Origin of the sequence: Rhizobium sp. N621 (assembly GCF_001664325.1) — a bacterium.
GTDB lineage: Bacteria > Pseudomonadota > Alphaproteobacteria > Rhizobiales > Rhizobiaceae > Rhizobium > Rhizobium esperanzae.
In genome coordinates this window covers 3,269,336-3,287,174 of the sequence record NZ_CP013495.1, presented here as the reverse complement: position 1 = coordinate 3,287,174, position 17,839 = coordinate 3,269,336, and the positions used below count along the sequence as shown (strand labels likewise).

The following is a 17,839-nucleotide window of genomic DNA, read 5'->3' as shown; positions in this document are numbered from 1 at the left end:
TGATGGAGGAAATTGCATGCGCTATGCCATTTGCTTCACGCCTCCGGCGAGCGATCCCCTGTCGCTCATGGCCGCCAATTGGCTTGGCCGAAACGTGTTTTCGGGCGATATGGTGGAGCCTCCGGCCGTCCGCGGCCTCGGCATCCATGAGATCGCCTTTTATACCGCCGTACCGCGGCGCTATGGTTTTCACGGTGTTTTGAAGGCGCCTTTTCACCTGTCCGCCGACGCATCCGAGTCGCAACTCTTGCGCGATCTCATGCGATTTGCCGGGACATACGCCCCTTTCCAGATTCCACGTCTCGAAATCGCCCGGCTCGGCAATTTCTACAGCCTGATGCCGAGCGCCCCCTGTGAGCAGATCCAGTATCTGGCTTCGGCCATCGTTCAGGAATTCGATCGTTTCCGGGCGCCGCTGAGTGAGGCCGATATCGAACGAAGCGATCCCGATGGGTTGTCGGCGGCGCAATTCGCCAATCTGCATCGTTGGGGCAATCCTTACGTGATGGAGGAGTTCCGCTTCCATATGCCGGTGACAGGCCCCATCAACGCGATCGATATGTCCCGCATCGAGCCAGTGCTGGGAACGATCTTCGAGCCCGTCCTGAGGGAGCCGGTGATGGTTTCGAATGTGGCTTTGATGATCGAGGAGGGCACTGGCGGTCCCTTCCGCGTTCACTCGCTCCACCCGATGGGCAAGGTCAGCGCGCGCAGGATCGCCTGAGCAGATGTCGATCTAAGTGGTTGTGTCGAAAAGAGAAATCCTGCTGTGCAGTTTCCGTCTCGACATTCCGGCTGCGGATGATACCGTTCCTTCGTCTTTCAGAAGGTGATTTGATGGTATCCGAGACCTACCCGCGCAATCTCGTCGGCTACGGGCGTCAGACGCCCGATCCGAAGTGGCCGGGCGACGCCCGCGTCGCCGTGCAGTTCGTCATCAATTACGAGGAGGGCGGCGAAAGCTGCATCCTCGAAGGCGATCCGGCGTCCGAAAACCTGCTGTCGGAGATCGTCGGCGCGGCCGCTTGGCCGGGGCAGCGCAATCTCAACATGGAATCGATCTACGAATATGGTTCGCGCGCCGGCTTCTGGCGGCTCTGGCGGATGTTCACCGGTCTAAAGGTGCAGGCGACCGTCTACGGCGTGACGCTGGCGATGGCGCGCAATCCCGAAGCCGTCGCCGCCATGAAGGAGGCCGGTTGGGAGATCGCCAGCCACGGTTATCGCTGGCTGGAATACAAGGATTTCCCCGAGGATCTGGAGCGCAAGCACATTCTCGAAGCCGTGCGCCTGCATACCGAACTCACCGGCGAACGGCCCTACGGGATGTATCAGGGCAAACCTTCCGACAACACGCTGCGACTGGTGCAGGAAGAGGGCGGTTTCCTTTATTCCTCCGATTCCTACGCCGACGACCTGCCCTACTGGGTGAAAGGCGTCGACGGGAAGCCCTTTCTGATCATCCCCTATACGCTCGAAACCAATGACATGCGTTTCGCCACGCCGCAGGGTTTCAATGCCGGCGACCAGTTCTTTACCTATCTCAAGGATGCTTTCGACACGCTTTATCAGGAAGGCAAGGACGGCAGCCCGAAGATGATGTCGGTCGGCCTGCACTGCCGTCTCGTCGGGCGTCCGGGCCGGGCAGCCGCTCTGAAGCGCTTCATCGAATATGTACTGAAGCATGACAAGGTCTGGATTCCGCGCCGCATCGAGATCGCCGAGCACTGGCACAAGCATCATCAGCCGGATGCGCTCTAATGCTGTCGCGTGAGGATTTCGTTTCCCGCTTCGGCGGCGTCTTCGAACATTCGCCTTTCATTGCCGAACGCGCCTATGATGCGGGCAGCGTGACGGAGCCGCTGACGGCATCAGCTGTGCATGCAGCGCTCACCGCCGCCTTCCGTGCGGCAAGCCGTGAGGAGCGTCTCGGCGTGTTGCGTGCCCATCCCGATCTTGCCGGGCGTCTGGCGATAGCGGGTGAACTCACGGAAGACAGCCGGAAGGAGCAGGCCGGCGCCGGTCTGGATCGGCTGAGCCCGGCCGAACATGCCCGCTTCACCGAACTTAATGCGGCCTATGTCGAAAAATACGATTTTCCCTTCATCATCGCCGTCAAAGGGCTCGACAAGGACGACATCCTTTCGGCCTTCGAATTGCGGATCGGCAATGGCCGGGATGAGGAATTCGCGACCGCCACGACACAGGTCGAACGGATCGCGCTGCTGCGCCTGACATCGATGTTGCCGGAGGGCAAATGAGCGAGCCTCGTGCTATCGACTATCTCAATGAAATGCAGAAGGCGGCAGCCGAAGCGCTATACTTCGTGGGCGGAATGGATGAGGCGGCCTTCGCCGAGGACAATCTCACCTTCAAGGCGGTCGCCTTCTGCCACTTCACCATAGGCGCGGCTGCGTCCCGACTGCTCGTAGCCCATCCGGAATTCGCAACCGAGCATCCCACTCTGCCGTGGACGAAAATCTGCGGAACGGGCAATCGTATCCTGGAAGACGTCTTCGCCCTCGATGCCTCCGACATCTGGGATGCAACCTATCGCACGCTGCCGGAACTTCTCGTCGAGATCGACGCCATTCGTCACTGGCATGCCGAAGGCGAGTGAACCATTGTCCGATTTTCTCGACATCCGCCCGCTTACCAGATCGGTCTTCGCCCCTTTCGGCGAGGTGATCGAAGCCGATCCAGCCTCGATGCGGCTCATCAATGGCGGCACTACCGAGCGCTTCCATGCACTGGCCGCGGCGGAGGCGGCGGGCGAGGGAGCGCGCGTCATCATCAATCTCTTTCGCGGCCAGCCGCGCAGCTTCCCCTATGACGTCGACATGATGGAGCGCCATCCCTTCGGCAGTCAGAGTTTCTCGCCGATTTCGGGCCGGCCCTTCCTCGTCGTTGTCTCCGAGGACGAGGGCGGACGTCCGGGAAAGCCGCAGGTGTTTTTCGCGCGAGGGGACCAGGGCGTGAACTACCGCCGCAATGTCTGGCATCATCCGCTGATGGCACTCGGCCAGACCTCCGATTTTCTGGTCGTCGACCGCGACGGCCCTGGCAATAATCTGGAGGAATTCTTCTTCGAAACCCCCTATGTCATCAAAGAGCCAGCCCCATGACCGGACTGACGACACATGTTCTCGACACCGCCCTCGGCACGCCGGCCAAGGGGCTCAGGATCGATCTTTTCCAGCTCGACGGCGAGATTCGCAGACATCTGAAAACGGTTGAGACCAATGCGGACGGCCGGGTCGATGGTGGCCCGATCCTTGCCGGCGAAAATTTTCACGTCGGCACCTACGAGTTGGTCTTCCACGCCGGCGAGTATCTCAGGGCCTGCGGCACGCCGTTGCCGCATCCGGCCTTCCTCGATCTGGTGCCGATCCGCTTCGGCATTGCCGATGTCACGGCGCATTACCATGTACCGCTCCTGCTTTCGCCTTACGGCTATTCAACCTATCGCGGCAGCTAAATGAAGTTTGCTGCGATTGCTGATATTCACGGCAACCATCTGGCGCTCGAGGCGGTGCTTGCGGATATCCGGGCTCAGGGCATCGAGGAAGTCGTCAATCTTGGCGACTTCTTCAGCGGGCCGCTGGAGGCTGGACGGACGGCCGATATGCTGGTTCCGCTCGGGCTGACCTCTGTTCGTGGCAATCATGATCGCTATCTGATCGAGCAGGATCCGGCAGCCATGCATGTCTCGGATGCCGCCGCCCACCGGCAGCTGACGCCGTCCCATCTCGATTGGCTGCGGGGTCTGCCATTCGATGCCGTCTATCGCGGCGAGGCCTATCTCTGCCACGCGACGCCGAAAGACGACAATCTCTACTGGCTGGACTCCGTATCGCCGGAGGGGCACGTCTTCCTGAAGCCGATCGAAGCGATCGAGGCGCTCGCCGAAGGCATCGACCTGCCGCTGATCCTCTGCGGCCACAGTCACATTCCCCGTGCCGTCCGACTCTCGGACGGCCGGCTGATCGTCAATCCCGGCAGCGTCGGCTGCCCTGCCTATGACGACGTGCTGCCCTATTATCACAAGGTCGAAGCCGGCCATCCGCTGGCGAGCTATGCCATTCTCGAAAAGACGGCGGCCGGATGGATGTGGCAGTTCCGAGCCGTCGCCTATGACCACATGGCGATGTCGGCACTGGCCGCCGAAAGGGGCCGTGCCGACTGGGCGAGCGCGCTGGCGACAGGCTGGGTGCGATAGCTCGAACCTGCCTGCGTTGGATTATTCCTTCTTCGGCGCCTGAGGGGCCATCGGCGTTGCCGCGGCTGCGGCCGATGCTGCCGGCTTTGCCGAAGCCGTGGCCGGGATTGCAGGCCTTGCCGGAGGTGCAGCCGGCTTTGGCGGTTTTGCGCCATCGAGATTGCCAAGGAGGGATGAAATGGCGTTATCGCCGTCGAAGCCGGCTTCCTTCAACAATTTGTCGAGGATCGGCTTGTTGGCCTGATAGGAGAGCAACTGGCCGGCCAGCCCGTCGCCGAGACCGATGCCGCTTTCACCGTTCGCGCCGTTTCCGCGGCCGAGCATGCCGCCGGTGTCGAAGATGCGGATATCGGAGATCTTCTCGATCGGCTTGACCGCCTCGGCGAGCGCCTCGGGAATGATGCGGATACGCTCACGGGTGATCTCGAACTCGATGATGGTCTGGCTGAGCTTGTTGCGGGCCTCGTTGAGAAGCGCCTCGCTTTCAGCCTGAGCCCGGCCGGTTTCGAGGATACCCTTGGCCTTGATGATCGCCGCATCGGCTTCCGCGGTCGCAAGCGTCTTGATGGCTTCCGCCTGATCGATCGCGGCCTGTTTCTCGGCCTCCGCGCCGACGGTGACGGCGGTGGCTTCGGTTTCGGCGGTTTTACGCGCGTCGATCACGGCGATCTGCTTTTCGCGTTCGGCAATTTCGATCGCCTTGGCGGTGCCGACCTTTTCCTCTGCCGCGATCGCCCGGGCGCGGGCCATTTCGGCAGTCGCCTTTGCCTCGGATTCTTCGCGGCTCTTGTTGGCTACGGCGATGGCGCTTTCCTGGGCCACGATCTGAAGGTCACGCTTGGCTTCGGTATCGCGCTGCTGGACGGCGCGGGCGGCATCGATGTTTGCGCTTTCGCGGGCTTGCTTGGCGGCGGCCTCGCGTTCGGCGATCGCTTGTTCGGAGGCGATGCGGGCCTCCTCCTCGGCGCGTTTGGCCGCCTGTTCCTGCTGTGCGGTTTCGGCGCGGGTCGCGGCGGATTTGTTGGCGATGTCGCGTTCCTGATTGAGCTCGGCTTCGCGCTTCGTCCGCTCGATCGCCAGCGATTGCTGGCGGGCCTCCAGATCCTTCTGGGCGATGGCGACTTCGGTGTCGCGAACGATTTCGTTTCGCTCCTTCTTGCGGCCCTCGGTGATGCGGGTCAGCGCCGCAAGACCTTGGGCGTCGAAGAAGTTGTTGGCATTGAAATGCTTGATGTCGGTCTGGTCGAGACGCGTCAGTGACACGGATTCAAGCTCGAGACCGTTGGACTGGAGGTCGGCGCCGACCGCTTCCTGCACGGCCTTGACGAAATCCATGCGCTGCTCCTGCAGCGCGTCGAGGTTCATGGTCGCAGCCACGGAGCGAAGGCCATCGACGAATTTCGCCTCGATCAGGATGCGAAGCGCCTCGGCATCGTTGGTGCGGCTGCCGAGCGTCTGGGCGGCCAGCGCGATCGAGGAGCCGTCGGGTTTGACGCGGACGTAGAATTCGGCACCGATATCGACGCGCATGCGATCCTTGGTGATCAGCGCATCGCCTTCGCCGCGGCGGACTTCGAGGCGCAGCGTCTTGAGGTTCACCCGGGCGATCGAGTGGAAGATCGGCAGGACGACGGAACCGCCGTCGAGCACGACCTTCTGGCCGCCGAGGCCGGTGCGCACATAGGCCTCATCGCGGCTGGAGCGCGTATAGAGAGAGGCGAGGACAAAACCGATGCCAAAGATCAGAACGATGCCGATACCGGCCGGTAGAATAATGTCATACATCATGGCTGCTCCCTGAAAGATTGATTGTCCGCTCCGGCGGCATCCGCCAGTGCAGGAATGGCGATAAATACATCTGCCTTGCGGTCGACGAGGAGAACCTCGGTGCCGACTTTGAGAGGGCCCTGGTCTCTAGCGGCCTTGGCTCTCAGCACGTGCCAGTTTCCATGTTGGTCTTTGACGCGGACGCGCCCCGGCAGTCCCTGGTCGAGCGGGCCGAGCGATACTTCGGCGGTCCGGCCGATCAACGTGTCGAGATCGACTGCATAGGTCTCGTCGTGCGGCACGATCCGCGCCACTGTTCTGCTCGACGCCCTGACCATGGGGACGGCGACCAGGATGGCGGGAATGGCGGCGACGGCGGCGGGAAACGGCGCCCAGAAGGCGTTGGCGACGGCCTGTATGGCAAAGCCCGTCATGGCGAAGAAGCCGAGCGCCAGCATGATGAGGATGAGCAGGGGAACGCCGCCGAGATTGAGCCAGGAGAGATAGCCCGAAAACCCGTCATGGCCATGGAAATCCGGTTTTCCCAGAAATTCCATGATCGAAAAACCCATGACGGTCGCAAGCATCTCGATTGCGGTCAGGCCTGCGAGCACGGCGGCGGCGATGGCGAAGGGAGCACATTCGGGGGCGAAGAGAAGTGCCATCGGCGTTACCGGTTATCCGCCTTGAAGCGTGCGAGGCGCGCCTCGATCGCCTGTTCGCGGTGCAGCCGGTCAAGTTCGTCCAGTTCGGAACTATGGCCATGGTCGCCTGAAGGAACGCCGGTCAGCCGCGAGACCGCCGCCGCAGCCCGGGCAGCATCGGCGCCCGGCGCGGGCCGGCTATGACCGGGTGCGGCGTCTTCGGGATGCCTGGCGATGCTGCGCTTGAAATCGGCAAGGCGGGCATCGGCCTCGCGGCGCGTGGCGAGCACGGCCTGCAGGGCTTTCTGACCTTCGTCCAGTTGTTGCCTGGCATCGGCCAGGGCCTTGTCGAGCGCCGCGATCTGGGATTCGAGATCGATCTGGCGGGCGACGCCGGCCTTTGCGAGATCGTCGCGCCCGGAGGAGACGGCGAGGCGAATCTTCTCATCGAGCGCACTCATGTCTTCGACGATTTCGTCGCGGCGGCTCTGGATGCGGTATTCCTCGGCGCGCGCCTTGCCGAGATCGGTGCGGGCCTCGTCCGCTGCCGCATCGATCTCGCGGATCGCCTGTTCGATGACCGCGATCTTGTTAACGCCTTCCGCCTTGTCGATCGCCGCATTGGCGATGCCCGCGATCAGGCGGCCCATGCGTGAAAGAATGCCTTCATTCGTCATGTTTTCCTCCATCCGTGCGGAATTCGGCGTGACGCCGATGTGAATCTCGTAGTGATCGGGGCCGGCAACGAGATAGGCCGGAAAAATGCTCTCCCATCCCCTGGAATAACCCGCGACGTCGAAGGGCACGGCAACGCGCCCGTGCACCGTAGCGATGGTCAGGTCCGCAGGTCCTTTGATGGCGAAAAGCTTGTCGTCGAGCGGCATCTGCGGCGGATCGGCGATCACGCCGCGATTGGCGGCGAAATCGCGAAGCCCGAGCGTCACCAGCCGTGCCGGCAGGCCCGTCTGTTCGCGGACGGTTTCATAGGCAAGCTCATGCAGGACGACGAGATTGGCGCCCGCCTTGTCGTCGATGATTTCGGCGAGGATGTCGATCATCCTGCGATAGGCGGCAATGGTGTCATCCAGCGCCTGCCGGGACTGGTCATCAGGCGCCAGCGTGTAGCGCAGCAGCGATGGGTGAGATGTCTTACCTGTGTTCGCCATAGTATAAAACATAAAGCACCGCTTTTGTGCTTTCAAGAGGTCGCGCCAAAAATACAACCTTGTTTTACTATGTAGGCACCGGGAGAGAGGCTTGGGAAGCAACTCGAAAGAAACAGTGTTCGACGTAGTTTCCGGAATACATTGGCGGTGGAAGAACCAGCGGCCGGTCGGCGGTCCGCGCTCTACCGGGCGGCCGTGTGCGCCTCACGAATACCGGCGCCGATACGGTTGATGATGGTCCATACGAGAAGTAGAGCCACCATTGCCCAAAGCCAGAAGGTCCATGCTGCGAACGTACCGCCAACGGCGACAAAGAGGCCGAGGGCGCCGAAAAGCACCGCACGGTCGCTCTTGCCCAGCGGCCCGTCGTAACGCCGGCTTGCCCCGACCGTTTGACCTAGGACACCGGCAAATTCCGTCAGCGCCGAGAGGAATATGACGGCCATTGCCGGCATCATACCGTTCGGATCGATGAGCGCAAACGGCAGATACAGGGCGGCATCCGATATGACGTCACCGATCTCGTTGAGATAGGCGCCCAAAATGCTCTTCTGCCCATGTTCGCGTGCGAGCATGCCGTCAATGGCATTGAGGCCCATGCGCAGGAGAAACCAAACAGGCACCAAGAGAAAACAACGCGGAAGCGGAGCGATGCTCAGAAAAAGGCCAAGTGCAACCGAGACGGCGGCAGCAACTGAAGTCACCTGATTGGCGGTAATGCCTCGCGCCGCCAGGGAGCGCACCAGAGGGCGGAGAATATCCTGAAATCGGGACTTCAATTGGTAAACGGACATGCTACCTCAGTGGAATTTTGTGGCATGGTAATAGTCTATCGGCTCGGACGTGCAGATCGTCGTACTTGTGAGGAAGTCCACGTCATGTCGATCTTCGCAAGGACTTACATTTGCAGCTAGACTTTTGCAATAAAAGCAAATCACTGTTGCCGCCATTGGTTGCAACCCATCCATTAATCAGAATTGGAGAAGACCGTGCTGCAAACTGCCGATAGTGAGCAATCGTCCTCGACGGTCAGATCAATGCGTGAATCCGAATTTGTCTCGCATGACGGAACTCGACTGTTTTATCGGACGTGGCCCGCGACCGGCGCTGTAGCGAAGGGCGCGATCATTCTTCTCCATCGCGGCCACGAGCATAGCGGCCGCGTCGCCCATCTCGCCACCGAGCTCGGCCTTAGTGATTTTGCCTTCTACGCCTGGGACGCACGCGGCCACGGGCGTTCACCGGGAGAGCGCGGCTATTCGCCATCCTTTGCCGCCTCGGTGCGAGATCTCGATTGCTTCGTCCGCCATGTCAGCGAGACCAGCGGTACTTCGGTCGAAGACATCGCCGTCATTGCGCAGAGCGTCGGCGCGGTGCTGGCCAGCACCTGGGTGCACGACTATGCGCCGCCGATCCGTGCGCTCGTGCTGGCCTCACCGGCCTTCAGCATCAAGCTCTACGTGCCGTTTGCGAGGGAAGGCATTGCGCTCTGGGAAAAGCTGAAGGGAACGTTCTTCGTCAATTCCTATGTCAAGGCGAGGTTTCTGACGCATGATCCCGAACGCATCGCCTCTTATGAAGCGGACCCAATGATCACCCGGCCGATTGCCTCCAACATTCTGGTGCAGCTCTATGAGGCGGCAGCCCGCGTCGTCAGCGACGCCCGCGCCATCACCGTTCCGACCCAGTTGCTGATCTCCGGCAGCGACTGGGTGGTGCGACACGCGCCGCAGCACCGGTTTTACGAAAACCTCGGCAGCCGCATCAAGGAACGGCATGTGCTTGCCGGCTTCTACCACGACACGCTTGGCGAAAAGGACCGCGCGATTGCGCTCGCCGAGATCCGCCGTTTTGTCGATGCGCGTTTCGCCGAGCCCCGGACGCCCGCCGACCTTCGCACCGCCCATATCCAGGGCTATACCAAGGACGAGGCCGACCGGCTGGCGAGCCCGCTGGACGCCACATCCCCACGCGGCGTCTACTGGGCGCTCAGCCGCCTCAACATCAGGCTCGGCGCACTGGTCTCCGAAGGCATAAGGACCGGGGTCAAGACCGGCTTCGATTCCGGCTCGACGCTCGATTACGTCTACGAGAACGAGCCGCGGGGGCTCGGTCCCGGCGGGCGGTTGATCGACAAGGTGTTCCTCGAGGCGATCGGCTGGCGCGGCATCAGGCAGCGCAAGCTGCATTTGCAGGAACTGATCGATCAAGGGCTGCAGCGTCTGAAAGCAGCCGGCCGCAGTACCCATATGCTCGACATCGCGGCCGGTCACGGCCGTTACATCCTCGATGCGATCGAGACGGCTGCCGTGCGTCCCGATAGTGCGCGGCTGCAGGATTATTCCCCGATCAATGTCGAGGCCGGCCGCAACAGCATTGCCGCGCGTGGGCTTGGTGATTTCGTGAGCTTCCGCCAGCAGGATGCCTTTGACGGCGAGGGCTTGGCTGCAATCGTGCCGGCTCCGGATCTGGCGATCGTCTCCGGCCTATATGAACTCTTTTCCGACAATGCGATGATCGCCGCTTCGCTCGACGGGATCGCTCGCGCGATGCGGCCCGGTGGCCTGCTCGTCTACACCAACCAGCCATGGCATCCGCAACTGGAGATGATCGCCCGCGCGCTGACCTCCCACCGTGGCGGTCAGGCGTGGGTGATGCGGCGGCGCACGCAAGAGGAAATGGACCAACTGGTCGCCGCGGCCGGTTTCCGCAAGATCGAACAGCGCATCGACCAGTGGGGCATTTTCACCGTCTCCCTGGCCGAGAGAGTTTGAGGGCAAAGCCTTGGGGCAGGCACGTTCTCCTCTTTCGCAGACAGCGCCGGTCCTGAAGCGGGCGGCGCTCTGGCTCGCCTTTCTGGCGCCGTTCTTCTATCTGAGCTATGGCGGCGCCAACTGGCTGGCGTCGCAACGCGCTCATGTGCCGAACATCGCCTTCGCATGGGAAAGCGCCATTCCGTTCTTCGGATGGACGATCATTCCATATTGGTCGATCAATCTGTTCTACGGGCTCTGCCTGTTCATCAACACGACGCCGCGCGACGTGGATAGGCTCGCGCGGCGTTATCTAACGATCCAGTTGATCGCGGTCGCTTGCTTTATCGCGTTTCCGCTCGAAGCAATCTTCGTGCGGCCGGCAACGAGCGGCCTGCCGGGTTTCATGTTCGCCGTCCTCGGCGGCTTCGACAAGCCGTTCAACCAGGCGCCGTCGCTGCATATCGCGCTGCTGGTGGTGATCTGGGACCATCTGCGCGGCTGGCTGCCGCGGAGGATGCGGCTTCTCTGGCATTTCTGGTGCTTCCTCATCGGCGTCTCCGTGCTGACGACGTGGCAGCATCACGTCATGGACATACCGACGGGCGTGCTGCTCGGCCTGCTTGCCACCTGGCTTTTCCCGCGCAATGCGGTTTCCCCTCTCGCCAATTTCGCTTTGAGCGGAGATCCGAAGTCGCGCCGACTCGGCATCTACTATCTGTGCGGCACCGTGGCGTTTCTCGGCCTTGCGACGCTCTTTACTCCTCTGTCGGCGGCAGCACTTCTGTTGCTCTGGCCGGCCGTTGCACTGGCGATCGTCGCGGTCGGGTATTTCGGCGCCGGTCCGCAAATATTCCTGAAACGCGCCGATGGCCGAGCCGCACTGACCAGCCGCTGGCTGTTGGCACCCTACCGGCTCGGCGCTGTCATCAACGTTTGGCTCTGGACCCGGAAAATGCCGTCATCCGTGGTGATCGCTGACGGCGTCCATCTCGGCCGTTTTCCGCGTCGCCACGAGGCCGACCGTTTTGCCACGGTGATCGACATTACCGGTGAACTTCAGCGCCCAAGCGGGACGCTTGCGCGTTGGTGCAGCTTTCCGACCCTTGATCTTACGGGCCTCGACAAGATTCAGACGCGAGCAGCGGCGAACCTCATCGAGATCGCGCGTCACCAGGGGCCGGTCCTCGTCTGCTGTGCGCTCGGTTTCCAGCGGAGCGCCGGCGTCATCGTGCATTGGCTGCTCATCAGCCGACGTTGTGAAAATCCGGCCGAAGCGCTGCGGCTGATCGAACGGGCGGGGCGGCGTGTTCATCTGCCCGAAGAAAGCATCCATGCGGTGACGGAGGGCTTGCAATGACGCAATGGAATGCCACGGCCTCGGCGGCGGCGCGAAGTCTCGGCCGCAATTCGATCGTCTGCGGGCTGACGGCGCTGTTGCCGCTGACCGCCGGCCCGATTCTCGCGGGATATCGAGGCTTCGCTCCCGCGCTCGGCTGGCTCTTGATGCTCTTTTTCTGCGGGATCGTCCTTGCGCTGGCGATCCATCTCCTCTTCGATGCGCTGTTGTTCCGCCTCGCGTCGAGCCACGAGACAGAGGCTGCAGGTCTCGCCGCTGTCGACGACGTGCTGTCCCGAATGCAGCTTCGCAAGTTTGACGGGGCCGCGCGTGGCCTCGAGAGGCGGATTGCCGGATCGCGCCGCATCGTCTGGCGGCAGCGTTTTGCGCTCGCCATCTATCTCGTGATTTTCGCGATCCTTCTGTTCAATGCGAGCGACGGCCAGGCGCTGCCGACTTCTCTCAGCTTCGCCCTGATATGATCGACGCGTTTACGTCGTTGATGTCGCGCTTGCCGCAGAGCGCCATGGTGATGTCCATCTCCTTGCGAATGATGTCGAGCGCCAGCGTGACGCCGTCCTTGCCCATGGCGCCGAGCCCATAGAGGAAGGCGCGGCCGATATAGGTGCCCTTCGCGCCGAGCGCCACGGCCTTCAGCACGTCCTGGCCGGAGCGGATGCCGCCGTCGAGATGGACTTCGATGCGATCGCCGACAGCCTCGACGATCGCAGGCAGCATGCTGATCGACGAGGGGGCGCCGTCGAGCTGACGGCCGCCGTGGTTCGAGACGATGATCGCATCGGCGCCGGTATCGGCCGCAGCCTTCGCGTCTTCCGGATCGAGGATCCCCTTGATGATCAGCGGGCCGCCCCATTGCTCCTTGATCCAGGCGATATCAGCCCAGGACAGCCGCGGGTCGAATTGCTCGTGCGCAAACTTGGGCACTGAGGCGACATTGGCAACGTTCTTTGCATGGCCGACGATATTGCCGAAGTATCGGCGTTTCGTCTGCAGCATATCAAGGCACCAGGAAGGCCGGGTTGCCATCTGCCAGATATGTTTCGCGGTCAATTTCGGCGGGGCCGAGAGACCGTTGCGCAGGTCCTTATGGCGCTGGCCGAGGATCTGCAGGTCGGCCGTCAGCACCAGCGCCGAGCATTTCGCCGCCTTGGCGCGGCGGATGAGGTCGAGGACGAAATCCTTGTCCCTCATCACATAGAGCTGGAACCAGAAGGGGCGCGTCGTCACTGAGGCGACGTCCTCGATTGAGCAGATGCTCATCGTCGAAAGCGTGAAGGGAACGCCGAATTCTTCCGCCGCGCGCGCCGCCAGCATCTCGCCATCGGCATGCTGCATACCGGTCATGCCGGTCGGCGCAAGAGCAACCGGCATGGACACTTTCTGGCCGATCATCGTCGTTTCGAGCGTGCGATTGGTCATATCCACCAGCACGCGCTGGCGCAGCTTGATCTCACCGAAATCGCTCTCATTCGCCCGATAGGTGGATTCCGTCCAGGCGCCCGAATCCGCATAGTCGAAAAACATTTTCGGCACGCGGCGCTGCGCGAGCTTTTTCAGATCGGCGATGGTGAGCGGAGTGGCCATGAATGGAACCCTTCACATCTGAACGCGGCTATCGTCCGTAGCATGAAATTCGCATGAGTTTATGGGGAATCTGCCGTGTCAGGCTTGGGAGCAACAGAGGCGTCATCGAAGCACCGCTTTCAAAGCGACGCCCGCCACGTAAGTCTCCGCGATCGACCGGTCGTCACCCATCGTCTGCATGAGGAAGAGTTCTTCGGGCAGGGTCTTCACCGTTTCCATCTTCAGCGCCATGGCCGGGGTCGCGGCCGCGTCGAGGACGACGAGGTCGGCTTCGGTGCCGGGTTCCAGCGTGCCGATCCGGTCGGCGAGCGACAGCGCCTCGGCATTGCCGCGGGTCATCAGATAATAGCTTTCCAGCGGGTTCAACCGTTCGCCGAGCAGCTGCTGGATCTTGTAGGCCTCGTCCATGGTTTTCAGCATCGAATAGCTGGAGCCGCCGCCGATATCGGTGGCGACGCCGATGCGGACCGGTTTTTGGCGCCGCGTCAGCGCCTTCAGTGGAAACAGGCCGGAACCGAGGAAAAGGTTCGAGGTCGGGCAATGGACGGCGACGGCGCCGGCCTCGCTCATGACGTCGGCCTCGCGTTCGGACAGGTGGATGGCGTGGCCAAACAGGCTTTTCGGCCCGAGCAGGCCGTAGCGGGCGTAGATGTCGGTATAGTCGATCGCCTCGGGATAGAGCTCGCAGGTGAATTTGATCTCGTCGTGGTTTTCCGAAAGATGCGTCTGGATGTGCAGGTCGGGAAATTCGCGGGCCAGCGCCGAAGTCGCCTCCATCTGCGCCGGCGTCGAGGTGATGGCGAAGCGCGGGGTGATGGCAACGTGGTTGCGGCCCTTGCCGTGCCAGTCCGCTATCACCTGGCGGGTCTCGTCATAACCCATCTCCGGCGTGTCGAGCAGGCCCTGCGGGGCGTTGCGGTCCATCATCACCTTGCCGCCGACCATGCGCATGTTGCGCTTCATCGCCTCGGCGAAAAAGGCGTCAGCCGAGGTCTTGTGCACGGAGCAGTAGGCGACCGCCGTCGTCGTGCCGTGGCGGATCAGTTCATCGTAGAAATGTGTGGCGATCCTTTGCGCATGCGCGCTCTCGACGAAGCGGCATTCCTCCGGGAAAGTATAGGTGTTCAGCCATTCGAGCAGGTTGGCGGCATAGGAGGCGATCACCTGCATCTGCGGAAAATGCAGGTGCATGTCGATGAAGCCGGGCATAATGAGATGCGGGCGGTGGTCGATCTCGGCCGCGCCCTCGGCGGCTTTCGCCTTGACGTCGGCATAGGGGCCGACTGCTGCGATCAGCCCGTCCTCGATCAGCAGGCCACCGTCTTCCTCGTAGAGATAACTCTGGCTGTCGGCGAGACTCAGCGGCGCGCGATGGAAAGAGAGGAGGCGGCCGCGGAGAAGTGTCGTCGTCATTGTTTCTTGCCTTCGACTGCGCTTTCGAACCAGGCGACGAGCAGCCTGCGTTCGTCCGGCGTAATATCGGTCACGTTGCCGGGCGGCATGGCATGGCTGCGGCCCGCCTGTATATAGATTTCTCGGGCACGGGCGGCAATTTCTGCGTCGTTTTCGAGCATCACGCCCTTCGGCGGCCGCACGACGCCTTCATAGGCGGGCTCGGCGGCATGGCACATGGAACAGCGCGTCGAGACCAGTTGCTTGACGGCCGGAAAATGCGGATTTCCGGCGAATTGCTGGAAGGCGGGCGCGACTGCGGCCGCACCCGTCTCGCCCGTCAGCTGCTTCGGCACAGTCGAAAGCCACATGATCAGGATGAAGAGGATGGTGGTGACGATCCATGTCCAGGTCGGGCGGCCTTTCCTCGCGTGGGTGGTGTTGAACCAGTGGCGGATGGTGACGCCCATCAGGAAGACCAGCGCCGCAATCACCCAGTTGAACTGTGTTCCGAAGGAGAGCGGATAATGGTTCGACAGCATGAAGAAGATGACGGGCAGGGTCAGGTAGTTGTTGTGCAGCGAACGCTGCTTGGCGACCTGGCCGTATTTCGGATCGGGCGTACGGCCGGCGATCAGATCGGCGACGACGATCTTCTGATTGGGGATGATGATCATGAAGACATTGGCCGACATGATCGTCGCGGTGAAGGCGCCGAGATGCAGGAAGGCGGCGCGGCCGGTGAAAAGCTGCGTATAGCCCCAGGCTATGAAGACGAGCACCACATAGAGCACCGCCATCAGACCCCATGTATTTCGTCCAAGCGGCGACTTGCAGAGCAGGTCATAGACGAGCCAGCCGAAGGCGAGCGATGCCAGCGAGATCAGGATTGCAACCGGCGGGCCGATATCGAGCACATGCCGGTCGATGAGGAAGAGGTCGGCACCGCCGTAATAGACGATGCAGAGCATGAGAAAGCCGGAGATCCAGGTGAAATAGCTTTCGTATTTGAACCAGGTCAGGTGCTCCGGCATTTGCGCGGGCGCCACCAGATATTTCTGGATGTGATAGAAGCCGCCGCCGTGGACCTGCCATTCCTCGCCATAGGCGCCGGGCGGCAGATGCGGGCGTTTCACCAGTCCGAGATCAAGCGCGATGAAATAGAAGGACGATCCGATCCAGGCGATCGCGGTGATGACATGGAACCAGCGCGCCGCGAAGGCCAGCCACTCCCATGCTATGGCATATTCATACATCGAGTTCCCCTATCTTCCTCCGACTCGTGACATTGCGAAAATTTTGCCGGGGAGGGAAGAGAAGATTGAAGAACCGCACATGCCTGTCGGTTTTCGTAATGGCGATAGCTCAAGGGAGCAACGGAATGATCAACGGAACGCACATCGTCGATATGTCGTTCCGTGCCTAAAAGCTGCCGAGAAGGCCGTGCATTATTACTGTCTCATATTGGATTTGCTAAAATTAGCGGATCTTGAAACTAGGATGCGCGGATACAGTTAGATTTGCAGGCCGCCGGCATGAAATAATAAGAACCGTTGGATATCGGCGGCGCATTCATCGACGGAGAGATGCCCATGCGCAGCATTCTGACGTGTGTGATGATGGCATACGCATCGTTGGCGATGGCTCACGACGCACCTTCGGGGTGGAGTTATGACCCCTATTGTTGCAATGGCGACAGTCATAATGGCGATTGCCAGATGATTCCGTCGAAAAGCGTCGCGGTGACACCAAACGGATATCGTGTGACGCTGATGCCGGGCGACCACAGGCTGGTGACGCATGCTCACGTTTTTCTGCTGCCGATGACGAAGGCGATGCAGTCCGGCGATGGTGATTATCACCTCTGTCTGTTCCCCAACGAGAACACGCCGCGCTGCTTCTACGCGCCGGAAATGGGGTTTTGAAGCCGAATCTAGCAAGTCCGGTTCGGCGTGATTGGCCCTGACGTGTTTGCCGGATTAACTTCCGGCGGCTTTCATCTCTTCCAGGATCCAATTGCGGAAGGCCTTGATCTTCGGCACGTTGCGGCGATTTTCAGGATAGGCGAGCCAGTAGGCTTTGCCGTCGCTGCGGGTCAGTTCGAAAGGCTGATAGAGCCGGCCGAGTGCGATTTCGGCCGCGTAGAAGGCCGGATGAAGGATGGCGACGCCGTGACCGGCGATCGCCGCATCGGCTTCCACCGCCTGCGAGCCGAGCTGGTTGCGCGGGCGCCGGTCGAGATCCGTCTCCGTGACGCCGGCTGCCTCGAACCATTGTTTCCACCAAATGTCCCCGGCGTCGAAGAGGTCGAATTTCAGGAGATCGCGCGGCTCCCTGATGCCGCCTGCCGATTCCGCCAGTTTCGGGCTCAGCATCGGAGTGAATTCAAGTCCCATCAGCCGGTGCAGCGTCAGCCCCGGCCAGTCGCCGTCGCCCCAGCGGATGCCGACGTCGATCTGCTCGCGGGCGAAGTCGATGATGTCGGAGGTCGCCTGAAACCGAACCGCGATCGCCGGATGCTTCAAATGGAAGGAGCCGAGGCGCGGCGCCAGCCATTTCGACGCGAAGGTATGGGTCGAACTGATGGCGAGCGTGCCTTCGACGCTGTCGCGCGCCGTCGCCATGGCGTCATGCAGCATGGCGAAGGCTTCAGTCACCTTCGGCGCCAGCCGCTCGCCGGTCTCCGTCAGCGCGATCTGGCGCGGGCGGCGCAGGAAGAGCGGCTCGCCGACATTCTCCTCCAGCAATTTGACCTGATAGCTGACGGCCGTCTGCGTCATGCCAAGTTCGTCGCCCGCCTTGGTGAAGCTGCCGAGCCGGGCGGCGGCCTCGAAGACGCGCAGCGCATTCAGCGGAAATTGTTTCGACAGTTTCATGGATAAGTTCTCTTGATGCAGGCAGACGGTCGTTCGATTGGAATTGCAGCATTTTTAGCGACAGACTGCAACTCATAC

At 61.6% G+C, this 17,839-nt stretch carries 19 protein-coding genes; 11 read left to right on the top strand and 8 right to left on the bottom strand.

Features of this window, described 5'->3' with window-relative positions:
- Positions 1-16 precede the first annotated feature (16 nt).
- From AMK00_RS15995 to AMK00_RS15965, 7 genes are all read left to right on the top strand, one after another.
- Entirely contained in the window at positions 17-724 is a 708-nt protein-coding gene (locus tag AMK00_RS15995) for a DUF1045 domain-containing protein (RefSeq protein WP_064811043.1), read from the top strand.
- 113 nt (positions 725-837) lie between these two features.
- Complete coding sequence (puuE, locus tag AMK00_RS15990; RefSeq protein ID WP_064811042.1) at positions 838-1,761, top strand: allantoinase PuuE; 924 nt, start codon at positions 838-840, stop codon at positions 1,759-1,761.
- Positions 1,761-2,261: a 2-oxo-4-hydroxy-4-carboxy-5-ureidoimidazoline decarboxylase gene (gene uraD / locus AMK00_RS15985; protein ID WP_064804258.1), complete on the top strand. Its 501-nt coding sequence runs from the start codon at positions 1,761-1,763 to the stop codon at positions 2,259-2,261. Before puuE ends, uraD begins: the two co-directional genes overlap by 1 nt.
- Positions 2,258-2,620, top strand: coding sequence for a HepT-like ribonuclease domain-containing protein (locus AMK00_RS15980; RefSeq protein WP_064811041.1), 363 nt, complete (start codon positions 2,258-2,260; stop codon positions 2,618-2,620). The genes uraD and AMK00_RS15980 overlap by 4 nt, the downstream gene beginning before the upstream one ends.
- A complete protein-coding gene (locus AMK00_RS15975) occupies positions 2,604-3,125 on the top strand; it encodes an ureidoglycolate lyase (protein ID WP_189636974.1) in 522 nt (173 codons plus the stop codon). The genes AMK00_RS15980 and AMK00_RS15975 overlap by 17 nt, the downstream gene beginning before the upstream one ends.
- On the top strand, positions 3,122-3,478 hold the full coding sequence (gene uraH, locus AMK00_RS15970; RefSeq protein ID WP_064804252.1) for a hydroxyisourate hydrolase: 357 nt from the start codon (positions 3,122-3,124) through the stop codon (positions 3,476-3,478). Before AMK00_RS15975 ends, uraH begins: the two co-directional genes overlap by 4 nt.
- Complete coding sequence (locus tag AMK00_RS15965) at positions 3,479-4,219, top strand: metallophosphoesterase family protein (RefSeq protein ID WP_064811040.1); 741 nt, start codon at positions 3,479-3,481, stop codon at positions 4,217-4,219.
- Between the two features lie 21 nt (positions 4,220-4,240).
- Here the strand turns inward: AMK00_RS15965 and AMK00_RS15960 are convergent, their stop codons facing one another.
- The 4 genes from AMK00_RS15960 to AMK00_RS15945 all read right to left on the bottom strand — a co-directional run bounded on the left by AMK00_RS15960 (position 4,241) and on the right by AMK00_RS15945 (position 8,590).
- Positions 4,241-6,007, bottom strand: a complete 1,767-nt coding sequence (locus tag AMK00_RS15960; RefSeq protein WP_064811039.1) for a flotillin family protein — start codon at positions 6,005-6,007, stop codon at positions 4,241-4,243.
- Positions 6,004-6,651, bottom strand: a complete 648-nt coding sequence (locus tag AMK00_RS15955; RefSeq protein ID WP_064804246.1) for an OB-fold-containig protein — start codon at positions 6,649-6,651, stop codon at positions 6,004-6,006. The genes AMK00_RS15960 and AMK00_RS15955 overlap by 4 nt, the downstream gene beginning before the upstream one ends.
- A 5-nt stretch (positions 6,652-6,656) precedes the next feature.
- The gene (locus AMK00_RS15950) at positions 6,657-7,796 is read right to left on the bottom strand and encodes a PspA/IM30 family protein (protein ID WP_123876216.1); all 1,140 of its coding nucleotides are present in this window, start codon (positions 7,794-7,796) and stop codon (positions 6,657-6,659) included.
- Between the two features lie 182 nt (positions 7,797-7,978).
- On the bottom strand, positions 7,979-8,590 hold the full coding sequence (locus AMK00_RS15945) for a CDP-alcohol phosphatidyltransferase family protein (protein WP_064811037.1): 612 nt from the start codon (positions 8,588-8,590) through the stop codon (positions 7,979-7,981).
- Between the two features lie 195 nt (positions 8,591-8,785).
- Here AMK00_RS15945 and AMK00_RS15940 point away from each other — a divergent pair, with 195 nt between their 5' ends.
- From AMK00_RS15940 to AMK00_RS15930, 3 genes are read left to right on the top strand one after another with little or no spacing between them, the layout of a single operon-like run.
- Positions 8,786-10,570 (top strand): bifunctional alpha/beta hydrolase/class I SAM-dependent methyltransferase, encoded by a 1,785-nt coding sequence (locus AMK00_RS15940; protein ID WP_064811036.1) that lies wholly within the window; start codon positions 8,786-8,788, stop codon positions 10,568-10,570.
- 10 nt (positions 10,571-10,580) lie between these two features.
- Positions 10,581-11,909 (top strand): phosphatase PAP2/dual specificity phosphatase family protein, encoded by a 1,329-nt coding sequence (locus AMK00_RS15935; RefSeq protein WP_064811035.1) that lies wholly within the window; start codon positions 10,581-10,583, stop codon positions 11,907-11,909.
- Positions 11,906-12,370 carry a hypothetical protein gene (locus tag AMK00_RS15930; protein ID WP_064811034.1) on the top strand — a complete coding sequence of 155 codons (465 nt, stop codon included), beginning with the start codon at positions 11,906-11,908 and terminating at the stop codon, positions 12,368-12,370. The genes AMK00_RS15935 and AMK00_RS15930 overlap by 4 nt, the downstream gene beginning before the upstream one ends.
- On the opposite strand, the gene AMK00_RS15925 is transcribed toward AMK00_RS15930, so the two are convergent.
- The 3 genes from AMK00_RS15925 to AMK00_RS15915 all read right to left on the bottom strand — a co-directional run bounded on the left by AMK00_RS15925 (position 12,351) and on the right by AMK00_RS15915 (position 16,141).
- The gene (locus AMK00_RS15925; protein WP_064804234.1) at positions 12,351-13,493 is read right to left on the bottom strand and encodes an alpha-hydroxy acid oxidase; all 1,143 of its coding nucleotides are present in this window, start codon (positions 13,491-13,493) and stop codon (positions 12,351-12,353) included. The two genes, AMK00_RS15930 and AMK00_RS15925, sit on opposite strands and share 20 nt — an antisense overlap.
- A gap of 102 nt (positions 13,494-13,595) precedes the next feature.
- Positions 13,596-14,906, bottom strand: coding sequence for a guanine deaminase (gene guaD, locus AMK00_RS15920; protein ID WP_064811033.1), 1,311 nt, complete (start codon positions 14,904-14,906; stop codon positions 13,596-13,598).
- The gene (locus tag AMK00_RS15915) at positions 14,903-16,141 is read right to left on the bottom strand and encodes a urate hydroxylase PuuD (protein ID WP_064811032.1); all 1,239 of its coding nucleotides are present in this window, start codon (positions 16,139-16,141) and stop codon (positions 14,903-14,905) included. The genes guaD and AMK00_RS15915 overlap by 4 nt, the downstream gene beginning before the upstream one ends.
- Positions 16,142-16,477: 336 nt before the next feature.
- On the opposite strand from AMK00_RS15915, the gene AMK00_RS15910 reads away from it, so the two are divergent.
- Entirely contained in the window at positions 16,478-16,810 is a 333-nt protein-coding gene (locus AMK00_RS15910) for a hypothetical protein (protein WP_011426364.1), read from the top strand.
- Positions 16,811-16,864: 54 nt separating this feature from the next.
- Here AMK00_RS15910 and AMK00_RS15905 read toward each other — a convergent pair whose 3' ends face one another.
- The gene (locus tag AMK00_RS15905) at positions 16,865-17,761 is read right to left on the bottom strand and encodes a LysR substrate-binding domain-containing protein (protein ID WP_064811031.1); all 897 of its coding nucleotides are present in this window, start codon (positions 17,759-17,761) and stop codon (positions 16,865-16,867) included.
- Positions 17,762-17,839: the final 78 nt, after the last annotated feature.

Excerpts from the sequence above, each read along its gene's own strand:
- AMK00_RS15995 (WP_064811043.1), top strand. The coding sequence starts at position 17 with ATGCGCTATGCCATTTGCTTCACGCCTCCGGCGAGCGATCCCCTGTCG.
- puuE (WP_064811042.1), top strand. The coding sequence starts at position 838 with ATGGTATCCGAGACCTACCCGCGCAATCTCGTCGGCTACGGGCGTCAG.
- uraD (WP_064804258.1), top strand. The coding sequence starts at position 1,761 with ATGCTGTCGCGTGAGGATTTCGTTTCCCGCTTCGGCGGCGTCTTCGAA.
- AMK00_RS15980 (WP_064811041.1), top strand. The coding sequence starts at position 2,258 with ATGAGCGAGCCTCGTGCTATCGACTATCTCAATGAAATGCAGAAGGCG.
- AMK00_RS15975 (WP_189636974.1), top strand. The coding sequence starts at position 2,604 with ATGCCGAAGGCGAGTGAACCATTGTCCGATTTTCTCGACATCCGCCCG.
- uraH (WP_064804252.1), top strand. The coding sequence starts at position 3,122 with ATGACCGGACTGACGACACATGTTCTCGACACCGCCCTCGGCACGCCG.
- AMK00_RS15965 (WP_064811040.1), top strand. The coding sequence starts at position 3,479 with ATGAAGTTTGCTGCGATTGCTGATATTCACGGCAACCATCTGGCGCTC.
- AMK00_RS15960 (WP_064811039.1), bottom strand. The coding sequence starts at position 6,007 with ATGATGTATGACATTATTCTACCGGCCGGTATCGGCATCGTTCTGATC.
- AMK00_RS15955 (WP_064804246.1), bottom strand. The coding sequence starts at position 6,651 with ATGGCACTTCTCTTCGCCCCCGAATGTGCTCCCTTCGCCATCGCCGCC.
- AMK00_RS15950 (WP_123876216.1), bottom strand. The coding sequence starts at position 7,796 with ATGGCGAACACAGGTAAGACATCTCACCCATCGCTGCTGCGCTACACG.
- AMK00_RS15945 (WP_064811037.1), bottom strand. The coding sequence starts at position 8,590 with ATGTCCGTTTACCAATTGAAGTCCCGATTTCAGGATATTCTCCGCCCT.
- AMK00_RS15930 (WP_064811034.1), top strand. The coding sequence starts at position 11,906 with ATGACGCAATGGAATGCCACGGCCTCGGCGGCGGCGCGAAGTCTCGGC.
- AMK00_RS15925 (WP_064804234.1), bottom strand. The coding sequence starts at position 13,493 with ATGGCCACTCCGCTCACCATCGCCGATCTGAAAAAGCTCGCGCAGCGC.
- guaD (WP_064811033.1), bottom strand. The coding sequence starts at position 14,906 with ATGACGACGACACTTCTCCGCGGCCGCCTCCTCTCTTTCCATCGCGCG.
- AMK00_RS15915 (WP_064811032.1), bottom strand. The coding sequence starts at position 16,141 with ATGTATGAATATGCCATAGCATGGGAGTGGCTGGCCTTCGCGGCGCGC.
- AMK00_RS15910 (WP_011426364.1), top strand. The coding sequence starts at position 16,478 with ATGCGCAGCATTCTGACGTGTGTGATGATGGCATACGCATCGTTGGCG.
- AMK00_RS15905 (WP_064811031.1), bottom strand. The coding sequence starts at position 17,761 with ATGAAACTGTCGAAACAATTTCCGCTGAATGCGCTGCGCGTCTTCGAG.